The organism is Sphingomonas sp. CCH15-F11, assembly GCF_001557005.1.
Taxonomy (GTDB): domain Bacteria; phylum Pseudomonadota; class Alphaproteobacteria; order Sphingomonadales; family Sphingomonadaceae; genus Sphingomonas.
Window position 1 is genome coordinate 1 of record NZ_LSKG01000104.1, and the last position, 4,133, is coordinate 4,133.

Annotated in this window: 7 protein-coding genes; 6 read left to right on the plus strand and 1 reads right to left on the minus strand. The window is 68.9% G+C overall.

Annotated elements, in window-relative coordinates:
• From AX709_RS09400 to AX709_RS09420, 6 genes are all read left to right on the plus strand, one after another.
• On the plus strand, positions 1-263 hold a 263-nt coding region (locus AX709_RS09400; protein WP_156454236.1), incomplete at its 5' end, for an alpha/beta hydrolase.
• Between the two features lie 44 nt (positions 264-307).
• Positions 308-1,561: an esterase/lipase family protein gene (locus AX709_RS09405; protein WP_066482051.1), complete on the plus strand. Its 1,254-nt coding sequence runs from the start codon at positions 308-310 to the stop codon at positions 1,559-1,561.
• Positions 1,562-1,636: 75 nt separating this feature from the next.
• On the plus strand, positions 1,637-1,807 hold the full coding sequence (locus AX709_RS09410; RefSeq protein ID WP_066482053.1) for a CsbD family protein: 171 nt from the start codon (positions 1,637-1,639) through the stop codon (positions 1,805-1,807).
• A 69-nt stretch (positions 1,808-1,876) separates the two neighbouring features.
• Complete coding sequence (locus AX709_RS09415) at positions 1,877-2,227, plus strand: hypothetical protein (RefSeq protein ID WP_066549077.1); 351 nt, start codon at positions 1,877-1,879, stop codon at positions 2,225-2,227.
• A 19-nt stretch (positions 2,228-2,246) separates the two neighbouring features.
• Positions 2,247-2,390, plus strand: a complete 144-nt coding sequence (locus tag AX709_RS18925; protein WP_197417084.1) for a hypothetical protein — start codon at positions 2,247-2,249, stop codon at positions 2,388-2,390.
• A gap of 164 nt (positions 2,391-2,554) precedes the next feature.
• Positions 2,555-3,334 carry an alpha/beta hydrolase gene (locus AX709_RS09420; protein ID WP_082731725.1) on the plus strand — a complete coding sequence of 260 codons (780 nt, stop codon included), beginning with the start codon at positions 2,555-2,557 and terminating at the stop codon, positions 3,332-3,334.
• Here the strand turns inward: AX709_RS09420 and AX709_RS09425 are convergent.
• Positions 3,331-4,133 (minus strand): thiamine pyrophosphate-dependent enzyme (locus AX709_RS09425; protein ID WP_231727482.1); only part of this gene is annotated, 803 nt, incomplete at its 5' end. The genes AX709_RS09420 and AX709_RS09425 overlap by 4 nt on opposite strands.

Sequence of the window (4,133 nt, forward strand, 5' to 3'; positions counted from 1 at the left end):
CCGACGACCCGCGCGTATCGCCGCTGATCGGCGACATCCCCGCGGACCTCGCCCCGGCGATGATCGTGACCGCCGGGCACGACCCACTGTGCGACGAGGCCCATGCCTATCATCTGCGGCTGATCGAGGCCGGCATCGCCAGCCGCTACGAATGCATTGAATCGACCATCCACGCCTTCCTGTCCTTCGGCATCCTCGACTGCGCGCAGGCGATGCGCCGCGAGCTGGCGCAGGCGATGGGACAGGCGATGCGCATCATCTAGCAGAGCCGGGGATACCGGCCGAACCACAACAGGAGTGAGAGGCCATGACGGGAACCCGGATTGCACGCGGCTGGCGCCGCCTGTGGACGACGATTGCAGTGACGATGTCGATGGCCGGTGCCGCCGCGCCGGCATCGGCGGGCAGCACCACGCTGGAGGCGACCTATTCGAGCGGCATCGCCAATGGCTGGGTGCGCATCGAGCGATGGCGCGACAACGCCACCGGCTTCACCCAGGAAGCCTTTCCCACCGACGGGCGCGGCGACCAGAGCGGCCAGCGCGCGACCGCGTTCGGCACGCCGCAGCCGCATTCGTCGAAATTCCTGATGTATTACGCGCCGGGATGGAACACCGGCACGCGCGCCACCCCGGTGCTGCTGGTCCATGGCGCCAACCAGGACGCCGACCTCGCCTGGGCCGACCCCAATGAAGCCGGTGGCTATGGCTGCGGCCGGCCGACCTGCCCCTCGACCGGGCTGATGCAGACGCTGTCGGCGGACGGGTACAAGGTGTTCGCGCTCGGCCTGCCGCACAAGAATGGCGACGGCTATTTCTGGTCGGAACAGATCGCCGATGCGATCGCGATCATCAAATCGCGGACCGGGGCGACATCGGTCGACGTCGTCGCCTGGTCGAAAGCCGCGTCGAACGCGCGCATGTACATCTCCGGCGTCCGCAAGAGCTGGGGCACCGCCTATCGCGGCGACGTGCGCCGGCTGATCCTGCTGGGCAGCGCCAATAACGGCATCGACCTGTCGTTCCGCCATGGCTGGACGTTCAGCCTGACCGTCTATCCCGCGTGCGGCGGCGTCATCAACGGGCCGACCCCGCATGATTCACTGGTCTGCTATGGCCTGTGGCGCTCGGGCGCGGAATGGACCTATGGCTCGGCCTATTTCCCGGGATCGGCGCAACTGCTCAAATCCTGGGTCGGCCGGTTCGCGCTACCGACCTATGAGCAGGACTGGTACACGACCTTTTACGGCGGCACCGGCTTCTACAGCGCCGGGCCGGGCCTCAACGCCTATCTCAGCCGCTCGCTGGTTGATACCATCCGCTACGCGCCCTCGCCCGCCGGCGTGCGCGTCCACAATGTCTGCGGCAACCAGCCCGATATCGCGCTGCTCCACAATGAACATACCGGGCCATCCGACGGCGTCGTGTTCATCGAAAGCTGCCGCGACATCCAGGGGATCACCACCCATGGCGGCAGCGTGACCGTCGCAGTCAATCACCTGGAGCTCGGCTGGGTCAGCACGTCGACCGACTATATCCGGCAATATCTGTCGGCGAGCTGACGCCGCTCCCTGGAACTCCGATCGGGACCGACCGTTGATCAACCATCACGACCACAACCCGAAAGGAGTTCCGCCATGGGCGAGCTGACCGACAAGATCAAAGGCAACGTCAACGAAGCGTTGGGCAAGGCCAAGCAGCAGTCGAACGATCCCGACACGCGCGCCGAGGGCGCGGCCCAGGAAGGCAAGGGCAAGGCCCAGCAGTTTGCCGGCAAGGTGAAGGGCGCGCTCGGCGACGACATCTGACGAAAAATCCCCCGGCGCGGTAACCCCGGCCCGTTTTGCAGCGAAACCCGCGGCATGATAGGCAGGCACATGCGCCGGGGCGTCCTGATCCTGATAACGACGCTCCTGCTCGCGCCGACCGGCGCGGCGGGGGCGTCTTTTCATATGACACCGACGCATATGGGCATGGTCGAGGCTGCGCCGGTCCGGCCCGATTGCACCAATTCCTGCTGTCCGGACGACGAGCCCGGACAATCGGCGGCGTGCGACGTCGCCTGCGCCGGCTGTCATGCCGGCTTCGTCCGCGCGAACCCGGTCGATCACGCCGCACCCTTCGCGCCCGTATCCTATGCCATCATCCACAGCCGCGACCCGGCACGCTTTCCCGCCAGTCCCGATCCGCCCCCGCCGCGCGGCCGACCCGACCCGATCGTCCATTAGTCCCATCAAGGAATTTGACATGCGTTATCTGAAATACGGGGCCATCGGCCTGTTCTTCACCGCCAGCTCGGCCTATGCGGCCGCCCCCGGCGCCGTCGGCACTGCGGTGCACGCCGCCTGCTGCGCCATCGGCGTGTGCTGCGGCCTGCCGTGCTGCGATTGATCCTCCAACCGCCCGGCGGGGATGACCGCCTGGCCTGACGACCTGCGACGGGGCGTCGGACGATCCTTCGTCCGGCGCCCCGCTGTCGTGGCGGGGGCAAGATGTCGATCGAAACCCGGCCCGGCCGCGATATCATTCTGTCACCCTGGCCATCGGAGCGCATCATGCGTCTGCTTCCCCTCACCGCGGTGCTGATCCTGGGCGGATGCGGGACCGATGCGGGCCCGCCCGCCGCCGACGCGGCCGTCGCGGCCTCCGAACTCGCGCCGACCGCCGCCCGGGCGATCGGCCTGACCGCGGCTGACGGGGTGAAGGTGACGGGCCGGCTGCTCGAGGTGACCGACGCACTCGGGCTGATCCTGCTGTTCCACCAAGCGGGGTCGAGCAAGGACGAATATGCGACCATCCAGCCGCACCTCGCCGAGCTGGGCTACAGCTCGCTGGCGATCGACCAGCGGTCGGGCGGCGACCTGTTCGGCCGCAACGAAACCGCGCGCGCGCTGGGCGGGACGCGCGACTATCTCGAGGCCCGCGCCGACCTCGACGCGGCGGTCGCCTGGGCGGATGCGCGGCCGGGCGACGCGCCGGTGCTGCTGTGGGGCAGCAGCTATTCGGCCGCCCTGGTGTTTCTGGTCGCCGCCGATCACGCGGACAAGGTCGCGGGCGTGCTCGCATTCTCGCCAGGCGAGTATCTGGGGTCGCCCCGGCTGGTCCGGGATGCGGCGGCACGGGTCAAGGCACCGGTGTTCGTCACCGCGGCAAGCGACGCGGGCGAGCTCCGGGCGGCACGGGACATCGCCGCCGCGGTGCCAGGCGGCGCGACGCTGGCCGAGCCGAAAACCGGCGTGCATGGCAGCTCGACGCTGATCGCCGCGCGCAACGCCGCCGGCGCGCCGGCCAACTGGATGGCGGTCGAACGCTTCCTGGCGTCGATCCGGCGTTAGGCGTCGCGCAGCCGGGTGATCGTCGTGCCCGGCGTGATCACTTCGATATCCGTCCGAAGGTGCAGCAGCCGCACGCCGCGCTCGGCCAGCGCGCGGTCGAGCGCGGGGGCGAAATCGGCGGTGCGGTCGACCGTCTCCGCCCAGCCGCCGAAAGCGCGGGCGAGTGCGGCGAAATCGGGGTTGCGCAATTCGGTGCCGCTGACCCGCGCCGGATAGTCGCGCTCCTGGTGCATGCGGATCGTGCCATAGCCGCCATTGTCGACGACGATGACCAGCAGATCGACGCCATGCTGGACCGCAGTCGCCAGCTCCTGCCCGTTCATCAGGAAATCGCCGTCGCCCGCCACCGCGACGACGGTCTTGTCCGGGCAACGGCGCGCGGCGGCGACGGCGGCGGGCACACCATAGCCCATCGCGCCCGCGGTGGGGGCCAACTGGCTGCCATGGGGGCCGTAGCGCCAATAGCGATGCCACCAGCCGGAGAAATTGCCAGCGCCGTTGCAGATGATGGCGTCCACCGCCGCGATCCTCTCGCGCATCGCCAGCACGCATTGGCCAAGGTCCAGCGTTACACCGTCGCGGGGCGCGGGGGTGGTCCAGTCGAGATAGTCGGCCCGCGCCTGCGCGGCTGACGGGTGCGGTGTCGCAGGCGGCTCGGCGCGCGCCAGCATGTTCGCAGCTTCGAGCACATCGGCACAGATCGCGACATCGGCGCGATAGACGCGGTTCAGCTCCGCCGGATCGGGGTGGATGTGGATCAACGTCTGGCCGGGGTGATCGGGGGTGATCAGCGTGTAGC